A 17,348-nucleotide genomic window follows, 5' to 3' on the forward strand; every position below is an offset into this window, starting at 1 on the left:
TGTGTAGTCACATACACGCGCGTATAGTCGGCTACACCTGTGGATAGGACAGCACCTCATGAGCACCCCCGATCCGGAAGACCTCACCGCCCGCGCCCGCATCAGGGACGCGGCGATGCGCCAGTTCGGCGAGCACGGCTTCGAGCGGGCCACCATCCGCGGCATCGCCGATGCCGCGGGCGTCTCCTCCGGCCTGGTGCGCCACCACTTCGGCTCCAAACAGGGGCTGCGCGAAGCCTGCGACGACTTCCTCGTCAAGGGCATCCGCCGGCTGAACGACGAGGTCCGCCGCGACGCCGGGCGCAACTACGTGGCCGTCGCCCGCACGGCCTTCGGCCCCTACCAGCCCTACCTGGCCCGCGCGCTGGCCGAGGGGGCGGCGGCCGAGGTGTTCGACGCCATGGCCGAGCTGAGCGCCCAATGGCTGGCCGAGGCCGACAAGAAGCGGCCCGACCCGCCGGCGGTGCCGGTCAAGGCGCGGGCCACGGTCGGCACCGCCATGGCGCTGGCCGTCTCCGTCCTGCGCGAGCACGTCTCCCGCGGCCTGGGCGTGGAGGTCTTCAGCCCGGCCGGGGACGACCTGCTCGCCCGGGTGCTGCTCGACATCTACTCCCACCCCTGGCTGAGCCCAGAGGAGGCCGCCGCGCTGCAGGCGCGCCTCGACACGAAGGAAGACAACGATGACTGACGCCATCTCGGTGACCGGTCTGGTCAAGGACTTCGGCCCCGTCCGGGCGCTGGACGGCCTGGAGCTGTCCGTGCGCGCCGGCGAGGTCCACGGCTTCCTCGGCCCCAACGGCGCGGGCAAGAGCACCACGATCCGCATCCTGCTGGGGCTCATGCGCGCCGACGCCGGCCACGTCCGGCTGCTCGGCGGCGACCCCTGGAGCGAGGCCGCCGAGCTGCACCGCCGCCTGGCCTACGTGCCCGGCGACGTGACGCTGTGGCCCGGCCTGTCCGGCGGCGAGGTGATCGACCTGCTCGGACGGCTGCGCGGCGGCCTCGACCAGGCGCGCAAGAAGGAACTCATCGAGCGCTTCGCCCTCCACCCGCGCACCAAGGGCCGGGCCTACTCCAAGGGCAACCGGCAGAAGGTCGCCCTGATCGCCGCGCTCGCCTCCGGTGCCGAGCTGCTCGTGCTGGACGAGCCCACCTCCGGGCTCGACCCGCTCATGGAGGAGGTCTTCCGCGAGGTGGTGCGCGAGGAGCAGCGCAGAGGCGGGCGCACCGTGCTGCTGTCGAGCCACATCCTGGCCGAGGTCGAGGTCCTGTGCGAGCGCGTGACCATCATCCGCGGCGGCCGCACGGTCGAGGCCGGCAGCCTCGCCGGCCTGCGCCACCTCAGCCGCACCGCGATCGAGGCCGAGCTGACCGGCCCCGCGGACGGCCTGGCCGCGCTGCCGGGGGTGCACGACCTGCGCGCCGAGGGCAGCCGGGTGCGCTTCGACGTCGACAGCGCGGCGCTGGACGACGTGCTGCGCCATCTCGCGGCGGCCGGGGTCCGCGGGCTGGTCAGCCGCCCGCCGACGCTGGAGGAGCTGTTCCTGCGCCACTACGACACCGCTCCCGCGGGAGCCTCGCGATGAGCGCCCTGACCGGGACGGGCATGCTGCTGCGCCTGGCCGTGCGCCGCGACCGCGTGCTGGTGCCGTTCTGGGCGGTGTTCACCGCCGTGATCCCCATGGGCTTCGTCTCGGCGTTCAACGCCGCCGCGCCCACGGCCGCCGCCCGCCAGGACTACGTCGACACCAGCGTGCACAACACCGCCTTCATCATCGCCTACGGCCCGGTGACCGGCTCCGGCCTGGGCGAGCTGGTGACCTGGCGGGCCGGCTTCATCCCGGTCATCGTCGCCCTGGTCAGCATCCTGCTGGTCATCCGGCACACCAGGACCGAGGAGGAGGCCGGTCGCGTGGAACTGATCGGCGCCACCGCCGTGGGCCGGCACGCCGGGCTGGCCGCGGCGCTGCTGGCGGTGCTGCTGGCCAACGTCCTGGCCGCGCTGCTGTCGGCGCTGGCGCTGATGGGCTCGGGCCTGGCCGCCTCCGGGTCGTTCGCCCACGCGCTCGGCCTGCTGCTCACCGGCTGCGCCTTCACCGCGATCGGCGCGATCTGCGCCCAGCTCACCGCCGGCGCGGGCGCCGCGCGGGGCATCGGCTTCGCCGTGCTGGGCACCGCCTTCCTGGCCCGCGGTTTCGGCGCGGTCAGCCGGCAGTCCGGCGGCTCGCTGGAGTGGCTGACCTGGCTGTCGCCCATCGGCTGGGGCGCGCGGCTGCGTCCCTTCGCCGGTGACCTGTATGGCGCGGCCGTACCCGGGCTGCTGGTGAGCGCGCTCCTCGCCGCGGCGGCGTTCGTGCTGGCCGGGCGGCGTGACCTGGGCTCCGGTCTGATCCACGCGCGTCCCGGGCGGGCGGCGGCGGCCCCGGCCCTGCGCACGCCGCTGGCGCTGGCCTGGCGGCTGCACCGGGGCGCGCTGCTCAGCCGTACGGCGGGCTTCGCGGTCGTCGGCTACGGCCTGGGCGCCGTCGCCGAGAGCATCACCCACCTGCTCGACAACAGCGGCCCCGGGGCCCGTGAGCTGATGGCCGGGCTGGGGCTGCAGGGGAGCCTGCTGCAGCAGTACCTCGACGGCATGATGACCATGTTCGCCGTCGTCGCGGCCGCCTACGCGATCCAGGCGGCGCTGTGGCTGCGCGCCGAGGAGAGCGGCGGCCGGGCCGAGCCCGTGCTGGCCACGCCGGTGGGGCGGCTGCGCTGGGCCTGGAGCCACTTCCTGTTCGCCCTGCTCGGGCCCGCGCTCGGGCTGGCCGTCTTCGGCGCCGCCCTGGGCCTGGCGCACGGGGTGAACACCGGCGACGTGGCGGGCCGGGTGCCGGTAATGCTGGAGGCGGCGCTGGTCCAGGTGCCCGCTGTCTGGGTCTTCGCCGGGCTGGCGTTCGCGCTGTTCGCGTTCCTGCCCAGGCTCGCGGTGGGGGCCTTCGCCGTCCTGCTTCTGAGCCTGTTCCTCGGCTGGCTCGGCGCGGAGCTGCGGCTGGGGGAGTGGGTGGAGGCGCTGTCGATCTTCAACCACGTCCCCAAGCCGGCGATCGAGCAGGTGAGCGCGGCGCCACTGGCGGTGATGAGCGCGCTGGCGCTGGCGTTGATCGCCGCGGGCGCCGCCGGGCTGCGCGGGCGCGACATCCCGGCCGGCTGACGCCTGGCGCACTCCGCGCGGCGCTTTAGCGCATATCCGTACAACATCACGCAAGGTATGCCGAAAAAGGCGACATCCCGCTGGGTGTCGCCTTTTTCGTGTTAGGTGGCGTTCACCCGTAAGTCATGGGCCTGAGTGAGGCTACGGGCGACCCTGATTCCCAAGATCGACAGGGAGCCTCCCCCGTGCGCAACCTCAACCGGCGCCACTTCCTCGTCACCGGGCTCGCCGCGGGAGCGGCAGCCGGAATCCCCGCCACCGCCCAGGCCGCCACCCACGGCCGGGACCTGCCCGCCAACCCCTTCACCCTCGGCGTCGCCAGCGGCGACCCCGACCACAGCGGCTTCGTCATCTGGACCAGGCTCGCCCTCAACCCCGTCGCCGAGGACGGCATGGGCGGCGTCCCCCCGCGTCCCTACACCGTCCAGTACCAGATCTACGCCGACGAGCGCGCCCGCCACGTGGTGCGCACCGGCGTCGTGCGCGCCGTCCCCGAATGGGGCCACAGCGTCCACGCCGAGATCTCCGGCCTGCTGCCCGGCCGCGAGTACTGGTACCGCTTCAAGACCGGCCGCCACGTCTCGCCGATCGGCCGCGCCCTCACCGCGCCCTTCCCCTTCCAGTACGGCAGCGCCCTGTCGATGGCCTTCGTCTCCTGCGCCCAGTTCGAGCACGGCTACTTCACCAGCTACCGCCGCCTGGCCGAGGAGCACCCGGACCTCATCCTGCACCTGGGCGACTACCAGTACGAATACACCAAGAACACCTACGTCATCCCCGGCGGCAACGTCCGCCACCACGACGGCCCCGAGACCGAGACGCTGGCCAACTACCGCCAGCGCCACGCCCAGTACAAGGCCGACCCCGACCTGCAGGCCGCCCACGCCGCCGCGCCGTGGCTGGTGGTGTGGGACGACCACGAGCTGGACAACAACTGGGCCGACGAGATCCCGGAGAAACCCGAGATCCCGCAGCCGAACTTCCGCCGGCGCCGCAAGGCCGCCTTCCGCGCCTACTACGAGAACATGCCGCTGCGCCGTACCTCGATCCCGCGCGGCATCGACATGCAGCTCTACCGGCGCGTGCGGTGGGGCAGGATGGCGACCTTCCACATGCTCGACACCCGCCAGTACCGCGACGACCAGGGCTGCGGCGACGGCTACCGCGACTGCCCGGCCTCCGTGGACCCGGCGCGCTCGATCACCGGGGCCGAGCAGGAGGCGTGGCTGCTGGACGGCTTCCGCCAGTCGCGCGCCCAGTGGGACATCCTGGGCCAGCAGGTCTTCTTCGCCCAGCGTGACAACAACGCCGGCCCGCAGAAGGTGACCTCGCAGGACGCCTGGGACGGCTATGTCGCCTCCCGCCGCCGCATCACCCAGGGCTGGATGGACGCCGGGGTGCGCAACCCGGTCGTGCTGACCGGCGACGTGCACGCCCACTGGGCCAGCGACCTCAAGCTCGACTACGACGACCCGACGGGCCCGACCGTCGGCTCCGAGCTGGTGGCCACCTCCATCAGCACCGGCGGCGACGGCAGCGACTCCGACCCGAAGACGCACCCGTTCCTGAAGATCAACCCGCATCTGAAGTTCTACAACAACCAGCGCGGCTACGTGCTCACCAAGATCGAGCGCGAGCTCATGACCGCCGACTTCAAGGTGGTGCCGCAGGTTCAGGCGCCCGGTTCCGGGGTGCACACCAAGGCCACCTTCGTCGTCGAAGACCGGGTGCCCGGCGTGAAGCAGACCTACCTGCGCCCGGTCGACCCGGCGGCCAGGGCGGCCGGCGAGATCACGATCGAGGACACGGTCCGCCTGGAGACCGAGCGGCCGTAAGGCGCGGAGGGCGGCGTCCCCGCGCGGCCGCCGCCCCATGCGTGGTTGGATGCTTAGCCAGACTAAGTTAGTCTGGCTAAGCATGAGGGACGAGTCAGCCGAACTGGCCGAGCAGGTCTCCGCGGCACTGCGCCACCTGGTCCTGCTCCTGCGCCGCACGGTCGCCGGGCAGCCGGTCACCAGCCAGCAGTACGCCGTCCTGGGCTCCCTGGAATCCGGCCCGCGCCGGATGAGCGAACTGGCCGAGGAGCACGCCGTCCAACTGCCCACCATGACGGTCCAGATCAACCGCCTGGAGGACGCCGGCCTCGTCGCCCGCGGCAGCGACCCGGCCGACGCCCGGGTCAGGACCGTCGAGCTCACCGGCGAGGGCCGCCGGCGGCTGCTGGCCGTACGCACCGCCAGGATCGGCCGCCTCGCCCGCGAACTCGCCGCGCTGACCCCCGCCGAACGCGCCGCCCTCAAGGCCGCGCTGCCCGTCCTGGCCAAGCTCGGCTGAAGGAGCCGCACGGCGGGGAGGAAGGGCCACGTCCCGCCGGTCCCGCCCGGCTTCCCCGCGGCGCGTGGACATCGGCCGCATCCTCGGGGACGCCGTGGTTGCATAGCGGGCATGATCGGACACGCCGTGCTGGCGGCAGGGCTCGCCGTGAGCCCGATCGCCGTGTCCCGCCCCGAGATCTCGGTCATGACGTGGAACGTCTGCGCCGGCACCAACTCCGCCTGCTCCCTCTACCGGGCCACCGCCCCCGAGCTCGCCCGCGCCATCGGCGCCCAGGCGGGGCGCGGCACCGACGTGCTGTTCCTGCAGGAGTTCTGCACCGGCGCCGACGCCGCCCTGGAAGGCTGGCTGGAGCGCGGCACCGGCCGCGACTGGACCGTCCGCTCGTGGGGGCTCACCTACCGCGACGGCAGGCCGCACTCCTGCCACCCCGACCTGCTGGGCCGCCCGCGCGGCACCCAGAGCATCACCGTCGCGGCCGCCGGACCGGCCACCTTCGAGGTGCACCCCATGGCCTACCCGCCCTGGTCGGTGAGACGGGCCGCCGTGTGCGCCGAGCTGCCGGGCAAACGGGTGCGCGCGTGCACCAGCCACCTGTCGGTCGGGCTGCCCTACGACGACCGTCAGCCCGGCGCGCCGTACCGGAGCAAGCAGGTGCGCCGGCTGTTCGCGCTCACCAAGCCCGGCTACACGCACGTGTTCGGCGGCGACCTCAACCTGCGGCCCGGCGCCCGCGCGCTCGCGCCCGTCTACGGCCGCTTCCAGGAGTGCGACCCGCGGCGGCGGCCCACGATGCGGGCCAAGAAACTCGACTACCTGTTCACCGGCCGCGTCCTGAGCTGCCGTCTGGACGCCCGCACCCGGGTCTCCGACCACCAGCCGCTGCACATGAGGGCCGCCCTGTAGGAAGACGAACGCCCCCGATGGTGTTGAATGATGCGAACCCCGGACCAGGACGGAAGGACCAGCGTGCCCACGATCGGTGTACTCGCGCTCCAAGGCGACGTGCGTGAGCACGTCCAGATGCTGGAGGCGGCAGGCGCCACGGCGGTGCCCGTGCGCAGGCCGGCCGAGCTGGACGCGGTCGACGGGCTGGTCGTCCCCGGCGGCGAGTCCACGACCATGTGGAAGCTGGCCGAGATCTTCGACATGCTCGACCCCCTGCGCCTGCGGGTCAAGGCCGGCATGCCCGCCTACGGCTCCTGCGCCGGCATGATCATGCTGGCCGACCGCATCCAGGACGGCATCGAGGGCCAGCAGACCATCGGCGGCATCGACATGGTCGTGCGGCGCAACGCCTTCGGCCGCCAGGTCGACTCCTTCGAAGCGGACCTGTCCTTCGCCGGCGCCCCCATCCACGCCGTGTTCATCCGCGCCCCTTGGGTGGAATCGGTGGGTTCGGAGGTTGAAGTGCTGGCTACCGCGCCTCCGGGAGATAGGATCGTCGCGGTCCGCCAAGGGCCTCTGCTCGCGACATCGTTCCACCCCGAGCTGACCGGGGACGCTCGCGTGCACGAATACTTCGTAAACATGGTGAGGGAGCTCTAGGTAATGTCCGGCCACTCCAAATGGGCGACGACGAAGCACAAGAAGGCCGCGCTCGACGCCAAGCGCGGCAAGCTTTTCGCGAAGCTCATCAAGAACATCGAGGTGGCGGCCAGGACCGGTGGCCCTGATCCGGATGCCAACCCCACGCTCTTCGACGCCATCTTCAAGGCCAAGAAGAACTCGGTGCCCAACGACAACATCGAGCGGGCCCGCAAGCGCGGCGGCGGTCTGGAGGCCGGTGGCGCCGACTGGCAGACCATCATGTACGAGGGCTACGCGCCCGGCGGCGTCGCGGTCCTCATCGAGTGCCTCACCGACAACCGCAACCGCGCCGCCTCCGAGGTGCGCGTGGCGCTGACCCGCAACGGCGGTTCGCTGGCCGACCCCGGCTCGGTGTCGTACATGTTCAACCGCAAGGGCGTCGTCATCGTCCCGAAGAACGGCCTGAGCGAGGACGACGTGCTCACCGCCGTCCTCGACGCCGGCGCCGAGGAGGTCAACGACCTCGGCGACTCCTTCGAGGTCGTCTCCGAGGCCGGCGACCTGGTCCCGGTCCGCAAGGCGCTGCAGGAGGCGGGCATCGACTACGACTCGGCCGAGTCCAGCTTCCTGCCGACCATGAACGTGCCGCTCGACGAGGACGGCGCGCGCAAGGTCTTCCGCCTCATCGACGCGCTGGAGGACAGCGACGACGTGCAGAACGTCTTCGCCAACTTCGACGTCGCCGACGAGATCATGGAGAAGCTCGACGCATAGCGGGCATTAGGGTGAGGGGCCATGATCCCGGCCCCCGCCTCCCGCCCCCCGGCCGCGCTCGGCTGGTTACTCCTGACGCCCGCCGTCCTGGCGCTCGTGGTGTCCCTGGTGGTGCCCAGCGTCCAGACGATCCTGCTCAGCATGCGCTCGGGCCGCCTCCTGCTGCGCGCGGACGGCGGTGAGTTCATCGGCCTGGCCGCCTACGCGCAGCTGCTCGGCGGGCCCGTCTTCTGGCGGGCGCTGCTGTTCTCGGTTCTGTTCACGCTGGTCCCGCTGCTGGTCGCCGTCGCGTTCGCGCCCGTGCTGGCCGTCTCCCTCGACCGCGGCGGAGCAGGGGTACGGCGGGCCGGACGCGTCGTGCTCACCCTGGCCGTCATCACCTTCTCCCCGATGGCCGTGGTCGCCGCCTGGCTCGGCGCCATGCGCGGCGCATCCACCCTCGCCGTGTTCCTGCGCGGCCTGCTCGGCGACTCCGCGGCCCTCCTGCTGCCGCCGGCGATCGGGGCGATGACGTTCGGCGTCGTCATCGCCACCGCGACGCTGGCCTACCTGCCCGCCCTGCGCGGCGAACGGCCGCTCCCGGCCACCGCCGTCATGGCCGCCGTCGTCGCGCTCACCCTGCTCGCCGTGGGCCTGCAGGCGTACACCTTCTCCGGCGCGCTGTCGCGGCGCGGCCCCACGGGCACCGAGACCCTGGGGGCGCTGATGGTCTCCGAGGGCTTCATGATCGGGCGCCTGGGCTCGGCGGCCGCAATCGCCACGACGACCGGCGTCCTGGCCGGGATCCTGGGCCTGGTGGTGGTGCTCCTGGTGGTGCTGACCGGCCTGCGCATCCACGTCGCCACCGGGACCACCCCGGCCACCCCCGCGGGCCGGCTCGCGGGGATCCTGGCCCTGGTCCTCGTCACGCTCGCCGGTCTGGCGCTCGCCGCCCCCTGGCTCCTCGCCCTGTCCGGGACGGCGGAGCCGGCGCCCGCCACCCTCGGCACTCACGTACGGACCTGGCTGCCCGCCCTCATCGGCGCCCTGGTCTCGGTCGGCGTCGCCTATCTGGGCGCGCTCGGCATCGGCGGCCTGCGTCCCCTGGGCCGGCGCAGCGAGTGGCTCCTGCTGCCGTTCGCGCCCTGGCTGCTGGTCGGCACCGGGCCGCTCAGCATCGCCGGCTGGTCCTTCGTGCGCGACCTCGGCCTCGTGGGCACCTTCGCCGCCGTCATCCCGCCCCTGCTCGTCAGCGTTCCCGCGCTGCTCGTGCTGACGCTGGTGTGCCGGAGCCTGGCCCAGAACGCCCGGACCGGCTTCCTGCGCGGCGTCGTCGTGCCCTCGCTGCCCATGGCCGGCGTCCTGGCCGGCGCCGTCACCCTCGTCAACGCCCAGGACGGCCTGTGGCCCACCCTCGTCTCCCGGGAGACCGAGTCCGGCCCCGCGGTCGTCATGCTGCGCGCCTCCCTCGGCGCCTACCGGGGCGGCGGTCCCGACGTCGGCCTGATGACCCCGCTGCCGGTCATCCTCGTCGCCCTGGCCGCCGCCGTCGCCGCCCAGCTGCTCTACCTGGATCGCCTGGCCATCAGCGTCGGCAAGTAGCTTGGTCCGGTGGACACACGTGATCTGACCCTCGACCACCTTGACGCCATCCTCGACATACGCAGACGCTCCTTCGGCCCGCTGTCTCCCAGCGAGCGCGAACTCTGGCTCAAGGCGATGCCGCCGATCATGGCCGAAGGCCGCTACCTGGGCGTCTTCGACGGCGACCGGCTCGCCGCCGCCGGCCGTATCCGCGCCTTCACCCAGTGGTGGCACGGCCGGCCGCAGCCGATGGCCGGCGTCGCGGGCGTCACCGTCAACCCCGAGGACCGCGGCCGCGGCGTCGGCACCACCCTCATGACGGCCCTCATCGACAGGGCGGCCGACCTGGGCGACGCCGTCTCCGCCCTCTACCCGGCCACCACCCCCATCTACCGCTCGCTCGGCTACGAGCACGCCGGCGCCCAGAACCTCATCACCCTGCCGGCCGACGCCCTGCGCCGCATCCGCCACAACGGCCAGGTCAAACTCCGCCGCATGGGCCCCGACGACGCCCCCGAACTCCTGTCGGTCATCGGCCGCGCCCACGCGGAATCCCGCGCCAGCGGCCCCATCACCTGGGACGAGCGCACCTGGCGCGTATGGCTGGCCGAGGAGGACGACTTCCTCTACCTGGCCGACGACGGCTACGCCGTCTACCGCTGGTCCGACGGCGACCTGGAGGTGGACGCCGTCGTGGCCGCCTCCGAGGAGACCGGCAGGGCGCTGTGGTCGCTCATCGGCAGCGCCTCCTCCATCGCCCGGCACGTCACCGCCGCCGTCGCGCCGGACGACCCCGTGCTGTGGCTGACGGGCGAGCGCACCAAGGAGACGGCCAAGCAGGTGCGCTGGATGCACCGGCTGATCGACCTGCCCCTCGCCGTGGCCCGCCGCGGGTACCCCTCCGCGCTCACCGCGTCGGCGCTGCTGGAGGTGGAGGACGCGCAGCGGCCGGGCAACTCGGGGGCGTGGCGGCTGGAGGTCTCCGGCGGATCCGGTACGGCCACCGCCGCCGGCGGACCCTCCCGGGAGGCGGCACGGCTGGGCGCGGGCGGGATGGCCGCCCTGTACGCGGGGGTGCCCACCGCCACCCTGCGGCGCGCGGGGCTCCTGGCCGGGCCGGACGAGGCGGACGAGACCCTGGACGCCGTGTTCGCCGGCCGGCCGTACATGCTGGACTACTTCTGAACCGCAGGGGACGTCGAAGCCCGGTCATAGCGCGTGTTCGCGGTGCGCGGGCCGGGGATCGGAGGTAGAGTTCCGTGCCGAACAGGTGTTCGGCGATCGAGGGGGCGTGCGGTGCGGGTGTTGGGCGTCGATCCCGGGCTGACCAGGTGCGGCGTGGGCGCCGTCGAGGGACGGCCCGGCGCCGCGCTGACCCTGGTCGGGGTGGGCGTGGTGCGCACCTCGGCCGACGACGAGCTCGGCGCCCGCCTGGTCGGCATCGAGGCGGGCATCGAGCGCTGGCTCGACGAGGTACGCCCCGACGCCGTCGCGGTCGAGCGCGTGTTCAGCCAGCACAACGTCCGCACCGTGATGGGCACCGCCCAGGCGGCGGGCATCGCCGTCCTGTGCGCCGCGCGCCGCGGGCTGCCGGTGGCGCTGCACACCCCGTCCGAGGTGAAGGCCGCCATCACCGGCAGCGGCACCGCCGACAAGAAGCAGATCGGGGCCATGGTCACCCGGCTGCTCCGGCTGAGCGAGATGCCCAAGCCCGCCGACGCCGCCGACGCGCTCGCCCTGGCCATCTGCCACGTCTGGCGCGGCGGCAACCAGCAGCGCCTCGCCCAGGCCCTGGCCCGCGCCCAGACCTCCCGCGCCGCGGCCCGCGTGCTGGCGCCCCGGCGTGGGGGCGGCGGCCCGGGTGACCCGGGTCCCGGATCTTCGGCGGCTCCGGGTGGCGGGGCGGCCGGCCGTACCACTGGAAAGGGTGTGGGGTTGTGATCGCGTCCGTGGCGGGAAGGGTGGCGCAGGTCGCCCCCGACGGCGCCGTCGTCGAGGTCGGCGGGGTGGGCATCCTGGTCCACTGCACGCCGGGCACGCTGGCGGGGCTGCGCGTCGGGGAGGAGGCCAGGCTGGCCACCTCGCTGGTGGTGCGGGAGGAGTCGCTGACCCTGTTCGGCTTCGCCACCGACGACGAGAAGACCGTCTTCGAGATGCTGCAGACCGCCAGCGGGGTGGGGCCGAAGCTGGCCCTGGCGATGCTGGCCGTGCACACGCCCAACGCCCTGCGGGTGGCCGTCTCCAGCGCCGATCTGAAGGCGCTCACCCAGGTGCCCGGGATCGGCCAGAAGGGCGCCCAGCGCATCGTGCTGGAGCTCAAGGACCGCCTGGGCACCCCCGAGGCCATGGTCAACGCCGCCATCGCCGGTGACGCGGTCAGGCCCGCCTGGCGCGAGCAGGTGCATTCCGGGCTGGTCGGCCTCGGCTACTCCGGCAAGGACGCCGACGAGGCCGTCGCCGCCGTCGCCCCCGAAGCCGAGGCCGCCGTGGCCGAGGGCCGCCAGCCGCAGGTCGCCGCCCTGCTCAAGGCCGCGCTGAGGGCGTTGAGCGTGCGATGAGCGAGTGGCACGACGCCGGCGGGGGCCTGGACGGCGGGCCGGGCGGTCCGGAGCGTGATGCCGCGTACGGCGGGTCCGGCGGGTTGGAGCGGGATGCCGCGTACGGCGGGTCCGGCGGGTTGGAGCGGGAGCTGGTTTCGGCCGAGCTCGGGGGCGACGAGCTGCAGATCGAGGCGGCGCTGCGGCCCAAGCGGCTGGCGGAGTTCATCGGCCAGGGGCGGGTGCGCGAGCAGTTGTCGCTGGTGCTGGAGAGCGCGTTGCGCCGGCAGCGGCCGCCGGATCACGTGCTGATGAGCGGGTCGCCGGGGCTCGGCAAGACCACCCTGGCCATGATCGTCGCGGCTGAGCTGGGCGCGCCGCTGCGCATCACCTCCGGCCCGGCGCTGGAACGCGCCGGAGACCTGGCCGCGATCCTGTCGACGCTGGCCGAGGGCGAGGTGTTGTTCATCGACGAGATCCACCGGATGGCCCGCCCCGCCGAGGAGATGCTGTACCTCGCCATGGAGGACTTCCGGGTGGACATCGTCGTGGGCAAGGGCCCGGGCGCCACCGCGATCCCGCTGGAGATCGCCCCGTTCACCCTGGTCGGCGCCACCACCCGGGCCGGTCTGCTGCCCGCGCCGCTGCGCGACCGCTTCGGCTTCACCGCCCACATGGACTTCTACGAGGTCGCCGAGCTCGAGCGGGTGCTGGCCCGGTCGTCCCGGCTGCTGGGCGTCGACCTGCCCGGCGACGGCGCCCACGAGATCGCCCGGCGCTCGCGCGGCACGCCCCGCATCGCCAACCGGCTGCTGCGCCGGGTGCGCGACTTCGCCGAGGTGCGCGCCGACGGCGTGATCACCCGTGATCTGGCCGCCGCCGCCCTGAACCTCTACGAGGTCGACGCCGAGGGCCTGGACCGCCTGGACCGCGCGGTGCTCGGGGTCCTGCTGCGCAAGTTCGGCGGCGGGCCGGTGGGCCTGTCGACGCTGGCGGTGGCCGTGGGGGAGGAGCCCGAGACGGTCGAGGTGGTCGCCGAGCCGTTCCTGGTACGGCAGGGCCTGCTGGCCCGGACGCCGCGCGGCCGGGTGGCGACCGCGGCCGCCTGGGCCCACCTCGGGCTGACCCCGCCGCCGGACGCCTTCGGCGCCGTCCTGTTCGGGCCGGACGACCTGGGAGGGCCTCTGTGATGCGGCAGGCCTGACGATCGGCGGGGCGGTCGAGCCGGGGCGAGTCGACGGGGTGAGTCGACGGGGGTGAGTCGACGGGGCCACGTGCCGTCGCCCGCACAGCGGTCACACGCCGTGTCCGGGACAGCGGTCACAGAACGGTTGCAACCATTGCAAATTGGGAACTTCCCCGCGCGCCGAATCGCTGCCTCGTTGCCGCGTTTCGCAACAACCGCCTACACTCCGTGGCTTGGCTGGCTGTGTAGGCTGACGGGCTGAGCGGCGCGGCCCCGATCAACGCACGGAATTTCCGGCGCGAGGCCGGTGTCAACTTCTTGTACGACAATGGAAGGTCGCCCCTAATGGACAACCTGGGATCCCTCGGAAGCATCCTGCCGCTGGTACTTCTGGTGGTGGTGTTCTACTTCCTGCTCATCCGCCCGCAGCGCAAGCGGCAGCAGGAAGCCGTCAAGATGCAGAACTCGCTCACTCCCGGTACGCGGGTGATGACCACCACGGGTCTGTTCGCGACCGTGGTGGCGGTCGAGAATGAGGATGTGGTCCTTGAGGTGGCGCCCGGCATCGAGACCCGGTGGGTCAAGGCGGCCATCGGCCGTGTCCTGACCCCCGGCGACGCACCGGCCGAGGACGAGCCGGAGGCCGACACGGCCGACGAGCCCGTCGCCGACGCGGCGGACGAGGTCAAGGACGAAACGAAGAACGGCGACTCGAGCACCAAGCAGTCCTGACTAGGCTGCGACATATACCCCTAATCCGAAAGAACTGACGACCCGTGGCCCGACCGACCAGCCGCCACAGCAGACCGGGGCGCACGCTCCTGCTGCTCCTGGCGCTCATCCTCGCCCTGGGCGGGACGATGCTCCTGCAGCAGGCGTTCACGCCGAAGCTGGGTCTCGACCTCGCCGGCGGAACGACGGTGACCCTGTCACCCGTCACGCTCAGCGGCGCGGCTCCCTCCCAGGAGTCGCTCGACCGTGCCGTCAGCATCATCCGCGACCGGGTGAACGGCACCGGCATCTCCGATGCGGAGGTTGCCAAGTCCGGCAACAACATCATCATCTCCGTTCCCGGCAAGGGCCAGGAGGAGGTCATCAAGCTGGTCGGCACCACGGCGGAGCTGCGCTTCCGTCAGGTGCTCGCGGTCGAGGCCGCCGCCCCTGAGCAGCTCACCACCGAGGCGCCCAAGCCGAGCACCAGCCCCTCCGGCTCCTCCAGCGCGACGCCCGGTGCGACGCCGAGCGGCACCGCGAAGCCGTCCAAGGAGCCGAGCGCCAAGCCGAGTGCGAACGCCCCCCAGCAGACGCCCACCGCCTCGCCGACCGGCAAGGCGCTGTCGTCGGCGCTGACCTCCCCCACCACCCCGGCGCCCACCCCGGCCGACACCGCCAAGCCCTCCGGCAAGCCGTCCGAGAAGAAGGACGACAAGAAGGAGGACGGCAAGACCACCCCGGCGCCGTCCGCCCAGCCGTCGCAGCCGGCGCAGCCCGAGCAGCCGCAGATCGACACCTCCGGCGTCGACCCGGCCGTGCTCAAGAGCTACCAGGCGCTCAACTGCACCGACCCCAAGAACCGCGGCCAGGGCGTCCAGGACGACCCCAAGAAGCAGTTCGCGGCCTGCTCCGACGACGGCTCCGCCAAGTACATCCTGGACGTGGCCAAGGTCGTCGGCACCGACATCTCCACCGCGAGCGCGGGTGTGCGCCAGGGCAGCAACGAGTGGGTCGTCCAGCTCGACTTCAAGAGCGCCGGCGCCACCGAGTGGAGCAAGCTGACCTCCGTCGCCTTCGGCTCGCAGGCCCCGCGCAACCAGGTGGCGGTCGTCCTGGACGGCCTGGTCATCACCGCGCCGGTCATCCAGGGCCCGATCCCCGGCGGCCGCGCCGAGATCACCGGCGGCTTCACCCAGAAGACCGCGACCGACCTGGCCGACCAGCTCAAGTACGGCGCGCTGCCGCTGAAGTTCAACCGCAGCTCGGTGGAGACGATCTCCTCGACGCTCGGCACCGACCAGCTCATGGGCGGCCTGATCGCCGGCGCCATCGGCCTGGCCCTCGTGGTCGTCTACTGCCTGCTGTACTACCGCGGCCTCGGCATCGTCGCGGTGCTGAGCCTCGTGGTGGCCACGATCCTCACCTACGAGTCGGTGGTGGTCCTCGGCGCCAACGGCGGGTTCGCGCTGTCGCTGCCGCACATCATCGGCCTGGTGGTCTCGATCGGCATCACCGCCGACTCCTTCATCGTGTATTTCGAACGCATCCGTGATGAGATGAAGGAAGGTCGGCGGACGCTTCGCGCGGCCGTCGAGGTGGCCTGGGTCCGTGCCCGGCGCACGATCCTGATCGCCGACGCCGTGATGTTCATCGCCGCGGTCGTGCTGTACTTCCTGGCCGTGGGCGGTGTGGCCGGGTTCGCCTTCGCGATGGGCCTGACCACGCTGATCGACATCGTCGTGGTGTTCCTGTTCACGAAGCCGCTCATCGCCCTGCTGGCGAGGTTGAAGTTCTTCGCCAAGGGGCACCCGCTGTCCGGTCTCGACGCCGAGCGCATGTCGGCCGAGCCGGCGCACCTCAAGACCCCGCAGGAGGCATGACATGGGACTCGGGCGTCGCCTCTACCGGGGCGAGATCGATGTCGACTTCGTCGGCAAGCAGAAGCTCTGGTACTCCCTGTCGGGCCTGCTGCTGGCCATCTCGATCCTGGGGATCGTGGTCAACGGCCTGAACCTCGGTGTGGAGTTCAGGGGCGGTTCGGTCTTCTCCTTCAAGGCCCCCGCGGCCGATGTGGCGGAAGTCCGCGCGACCTTCCTCGACGAGGGCGTGCACCAGGCGATCGTGCAGACGGCCGGCGACCGGTGGCGGGTCACCACCGAGACGCTGCCCGAGGCCACGGTGACCAAGGTGCAGAACGCCGTCGTCGCCGACTACAAGGTCCCGGCCTCGCAGGTCGACATCCAGTCCATCGGCGCCTCCTGGGGCGGCGAGGTGTCCAACCAGGCCCTGATCGGCCTCGGCGTGTTCATGCTGGCGATCATCCTTTATCTCAGCATGGCCTTCGAGCCGAAGATGGCCCTGGCCGCCATCGTGGCGCTCTTCCACGACCTGGTGATCACCGCGGGCGTCTACGCCTGGTCGGGCTTCGAGGTCACCCCGGCGACCGTGCTCGGCTTCCTGACGATCCTCGGTTATTCGCTGTACGACGCGGTCGTCGTCTTCGACATGATCAAGGAGGTCACGGCCAAGCTGGGCACCACGGCGAAGAAGACCTACACCCAGGCGGCCAACGACGCGCTGAACCATACGCTGATCCGGTCCCTGAACACCTCGCTGGTGGCCATCCTCCCGGTCGCGGCGATCTTGTTCATCGGCACCACCCTGCTCGGCGCGGGCACGCTGAAGGACCTGGCGCTGGCGCTGTTCGTCGGCATGGTGGTCGGCACGTACTCCTCGTTGTGCGTGGCGACGCCGCTGCTGGTGACGCTGAAGGAGCGCGAGCCGAAGTACCAGGCGATCGCGCGCAGGCTGGCCGCCACCGGCGGCGGCAAGGCGAAGAAGACGGCCGCAGCCAAGGGCTGAGGACTGGTCCGGCGAAGCCTCCGCCCCGGTCGACGGGGCGGGGGCTTCGCCGTCTCATGGGATGACACAAGGAGCCTTCTATGGACGAGCGGACCCTGACCCTCATCAGGGACGTGCCCGACTACCCCAAGCCGGGCATCCTGTTCAAGGACATCACGCCGTTGCTCGGCGACGCGACGGCGTTCGCGGTCGTGGTGGACGAACTGGCCGGGCTGGCCGAGGTCGACAAGATCGTCGGGATCGAGGCGCGGGGCTTCATCCTGGCCGCGCCGGTGGCCTACCGGAGCCGCGCCGGATTCGTGCCGGTCAGAAAGAAGGGCAAACTGCCCGCCGAAACCCTCGAAGAGTCCTACGATCTGGAGTACGGCTCGGCCACCATCGAGGTGCACCGGGACGCCTTCGCGCCGGGTGACCGGGTGCTGATCGTGGACGACGTGCTGGCCACGGGCGGCACCGCGGCGGCCACGGTGGAGCTGGTACGACGTGCGGGCGCCGAGGTCGTGGGCGTCGCCGTACTGATGGAACTCGCCTTTCTCAAGGGGCGTGAGCGGCTGCCGGGAGTGGACGTGCACGCCCTGCTGACCGTCTGAGTTCGCCACCTGGATACACTGGGGGATCTGGACTCACACGTAAGGAGTCTGTGTGCCCCGTGATG

At 72.2% G+C, this 17,348-nt stretch carries 17 protein-coding genes; all 17 read left to right on the plus strand.

Annotated elements, in window-relative coordinates; translation table 11 throughout:
- Positions 1-58: 58 nt before the first annotated feature.
- The 17 genes from FVE25_RS56585 (at position 59) to FVE25_RS43205 (ending at position 17,283) form a co-directional block, all read left to right on the plus strand.
- Positions 59-688 carry a TetR/AcrR family transcriptional regulator gene (locus FVE25_RS56585; protein ID WP_157253299.1) on the plus strand — a complete coding sequence of 210 codons (630 nt, stop codon included), beginning with the start codon at positions 59-61 and terminating at the stop codon, positions 686-688.
- Positions 681-1,586 carry an ABC transporter ATP-binding protein gene (locus FVE25_RS43130; protein ID WP_157253300.1) on the plus strand — a complete coding sequence of 302 codons (906 nt, stop codon included), beginning with the start codon at positions 681-683 and terminating at the stop codon, positions 1,584-1,586. The genes FVE25_RS56585 and FVE25_RS43130 overlap by 8 nt, the downstream gene beginning before the upstream one ends.
- Positions 1,583-3,193 carry an ABC transporter permease gene (locus FVE25_RS43135; RefSeq protein ID WP_157253301.1) on the plus strand — a complete coding sequence of 537 codons (1,611 nt, stop codon included), beginning with the start codon at positions 1,583-1,585 and terminating at the stop codon, positions 3,191-3,193. Before FVE25_RS43130 ends, FVE25_RS43135 begins: the two co-directional genes overlap by 4 nt.
- 185 nt (positions 3,194-3,378) lie before the next feature.
- Positions 3,379-5,028 carry an alkaline phosphatase D family protein gene (locus FVE25_RS43140; RefSeq protein WP_246268326.1) on the plus strand — a complete coding sequence of 550 codons (1,650 nt, stop codon included), beginning with the start codon at positions 3,379-3,381 and terminating at the stop codon, positions 5,026-5,028.
- Between the two features lie 82 nt (positions 5,029-5,110).
- Positions 5,111-5,527 (plus strand): MarR family winged helix-turn-helix transcriptional regulator, encoded by a 417-nt coding sequence (locus tag FVE25_RS43145; RefSeq protein WP_157253303.1) that lies wholly within the window; start codon positions 5,111-5,113, stop codon positions 5,525-5,527.
- 111 nt (positions 5,528-5,638) lie between these two features.
- Positions 5,639-6,433 carry an endonuclease/exonuclease/phosphatase family protein gene (locus FVE25_RS43150; RefSeq protein WP_157253304.1) on the plus strand — a complete coding sequence of 265 codons (795 nt, stop codon included), beginning with the start codon at positions 5,639-5,641 and terminating at the stop codon, positions 6,431-6,433.
- Between the two features lie 27 nt (positions 6,434-6,460).
- The gene (gene pdxT, locus FVE25_RS43155) at positions 6,461-7,075 is read left to right on the plus strand and encodes a pyridoxal 5'-phosphate synthase glutaminase subunit PdxT (RefSeq protein ID WP_281367968.1); all 615 of its coding nucleotides are present in this window, start codon (positions 6,461-6,463) and stop codon (positions 7,073-7,075) included.
- A gap of 3 nt (positions 7,076-7,078) precedes the next feature.
- On the plus strand, positions 7,079-7,831 hold the full coding sequence (locus FVE25_RS43160) for a YebC/PmpR family DNA-binding transcriptional regulator (RefSeq protein WP_157253305.1): 753 nt from the start codon (positions 7,079-7,081) through the stop codon (positions 7,829-7,831).
- Between the two features lie 21 nt (positions 7,832-7,852).
- On the plus strand, positions 7,853-9,412 hold the full coding sequence (locus FVE25_RS43165; RefSeq protein WP_157253306.1) for a hypothetical protein: 1,560 nt from the start codon (positions 7,853-7,855) through the stop codon (positions 9,410-9,412).
- A 9-nt stretch (positions 9,413-9,421) separates the two neighbouring features.
- Complete coding sequence (locus FVE25_RS43170) at positions 9,422-10,579, plus strand: GNAT family N-acetyltransferase (RefSeq protein WP_246268328.1); 1,158 nt, start codon at positions 9,422-9,424, stop codon at positions 10,577-10,579.
- Positions 10,580-10,690: 111 nt separating this feature from the next.
- On the plus strand, positions 10,691-11,335 hold the full coding sequence (ruvC, locus tag FVE25_RS43175; RefSeq protein ID WP_157253307.1) for a crossover junction endodeoxyribonuclease RuvC: 645 nt from the start codon (positions 10,691-10,693) through the stop codon (positions 11,333-11,335).
- Entirely contained in the window at positions 11,332-11,952 is a 621-nt protein-coding gene (gene ruvA, locus FVE25_RS43180) for a Holliday junction branch migration protein RuvA (protein ID WP_157253308.1), read from the plus strand. The genes ruvC and ruvA overlap by 4 nt, the downstream gene beginning before the upstream one ends.
- Positions 11,949-13,121 carry a Holliday junction branch migration DNA helicase RuvB gene (gene ruvB, locus FVE25_RS43185; protein WP_246268337.1) on the plus strand — a complete coding sequence of 391 codons (1,173 nt, stop codon included), beginning with the start codon at positions 11,949-11,951 and terminating at the stop codon, positions 13,119-13,121. The genes ruvA and ruvB overlap by 4 nt, the downstream gene beginning before the upstream one ends.
- 341 nt (positions 13,122-13,462) lie before the next feature.
- Entirely contained in the window at positions 13,463-13,849 is a 387-nt protein-coding gene (yajC, locus tag FVE25_RS43190; protein ID WP_157253309.1) for a preprotein translocase subunit YajC, read from the plus strand.
- A 44-nt stretch (positions 13,850-13,893) separates the two neighbouring features.
- Positions 13,894-15,711 carry a protein translocase subunit SecD gene (gene secD, locus FVE25_RS43195; RefSeq protein WP_246268339.1) on the plus strand — a complete coding sequence of 606 codons (1,818 nt, stop codon included), beginning with the start codon at positions 13,894-13,896 and terminating at the stop codon, positions 15,709-15,711.
- A 1-nt stretch (position 15,712) separates the two neighbouring features.
- On the plus strand, positions 15,713-16,693 hold the full coding sequence (gene secF / locus FVE25_RS43200; RefSeq protein WP_157253310.1) for a protein translocase subunit SecF: 981 nt from the start codon (positions 15,713-15,715) through the stop codon (positions 16,691-16,693).
- A gap of 80 nt (positions 16,694-16,773) precedes the next feature.
- Complete coding sequence (locus tag FVE25_RS43205; RefSeq protein ID WP_157253311.1) at positions 16,774-17,283, plus strand: adenine phosphoribosyltransferase; 510 nt, start codon at positions 16,774-16,776, stop codon at positions 17,281-17,283.
- The last annotated feature ends 65 nt before the right edge of the window (positions 17,284-17,348 follow it).

The sequence above is a fragment of the Nonomuraea typhae genome (assembly GCF_009760925.1).
Lineage (GTDB): Bacteria > Actinomycetota > Actinomycetes > Streptosporangiales > Streptosporangiaceae > Nonomuraea > Nonomuraea typhae.

What these genes read in the sequence shown, in the direction of transcription:
- FVE25_RS56585 (WP_157253299.1), top strand. Translation starts at nt 59, where the DNA reads ATGAGCACCCCCGATCCGGAAGACCTCACCGCCCGCGCCCGCATCAGG.
- FVE25_RS43130 (WP_157253300.1), top strand. Translation starts at nt 681, where the DNA reads ATGACTGACGCCATCTCGGTGACCGGTCTGGTCAAGGACTTCGGCCCC.
- FVE25_RS43135 (WP_157253301.1), top strand. Translation starts at nt 1,583, where the DNA reads ATGAGCGCCCTGACCGGGACGGGCATGCTGCTGCGCCTGGCCGTGCGC.
- FVE25_RS43145 (WP_157253303.1), top strand. Translation starts at nt 5,111, where the DNA reads ATGAGGGACGAGTCAGCCGAACTGGCCGAGCAGGTCTCCGCGGCACTG.
- FVE25_RS43150 (WP_157253304.1), top strand. Translation starts at nt 5,639, where the DNA reads ATGATCGGACACGCCGTGCTGGCGGCAGGGCTCGCCGTGAGCCCGATC.
- pdxT (WP_281367968.1), top strand. Translation starts at nt 6,461, where the DNA reads ATGATGCGAACCCCGGACCAGGACGGAAGGACCAGCGTGCCCACGATC.
- FVE25_RS43160 (WP_157253305.1), top strand. Translation starts at nt 7,079, where the DNA reads ATGTCCGGCCACTCCAAATGGGCGACGACGAAGCACAAGAAGGCCGCG.
- FVE25_RS43165 (WP_157253306.1), top strand. Translation starts at nt 7,853, where the DNA reads ATGATCCCGGCCCCCGCCTCCCGCCCCCCGGCCGCGCTCGGCTGGTTA.
- ruvB (WP_246268337.1), top strand. Translation starts at nt 11,949, where the DNA reads ATGAGCGAGTGGCACGACGCCGGCGGGGGCCTGGACGGCGGGCCGGGC.
- yajC (WP_157253309.1), top strand. Translation starts at nt 13,463, where the DNA reads ATGGACAACCTGGGATCCCTCGGAAGCATCCTGCCGCTGGTACTTCTG.
- secF (WP_157253310.1), top strand. Translation starts at nt 15,713, where the DNA reads ATGGGACTCGGGCGTCGCCTCTACCGGGGCGAGATCGATGTCGACTTC.
- FVE25_RS43205 (WP_157253311.1), top strand. Translation starts at nt 16,774, where the DNA reads ATGGACGAGCGGACCCTGACCCTCATCAGGGACGTGCCCGACTACCCC.